Here is a 563-nt window from a genome sequence, read left to right on the forward strand (position 1 = left end):
TATTTGCTGCACCAGTTCTTTAACGGCACTTCCAACAAAAGGTCCGATGAATATGGTGGAAGTATAGATAACAGAACCAGGATAATGTTTGAAGTTTTAGATGCTATTAAAGAGGTGGTGCCGGAAAATAAAATTGGAGTAAGGCTCAATCCTTCCCTACATGGTGTGTTTGGAATGACAATGGACGAAGAGACCATCCCAACTTTTGATCATCTCATTACTAGACTTAATGAGTATAACCTGGCATATCTACACCTGTCTGAACCTTTTACTGATGTTTCCCACCTCCCTTACGCCGAAACAGAGATCGCTAAACGTTACCGCCCCATTTACAAGGGAACTATTATCATCAATAACGGTTTTGACCGGGAAAGCGGAAATAAAATTATTGAAAAAGGTAACGCAGATCTTATAGCTTTTGGAAAACCTTATATTTCGAATCCAGATCTTGTGGAACGATTTGAACAGGATGTTCCGTTAAGCAAATTCGATCAGGAAACTTTTTACACACCGGGAGAAAAAGGTTATCTCGATTATGAGATTAAAACCGAGAGAGCCGAAGT

General features: G+C 39.6%; 1 protein-coding gene. It reads left to right on the forward strand.

The window, feature by feature from the left end; all coding sequences use genetic code 11:
• Positions 1–563, forward strand: a 563-nt coding sequence (locus tag HC175_RS16830; RefSeq protein ID WP_445326497.1) for an oxidoreductase, incomplete at both ends; no start/stop codon positions are given.

It is taken from the genome of Salinimicrobium oceani, from assembly GCF_012037645.1.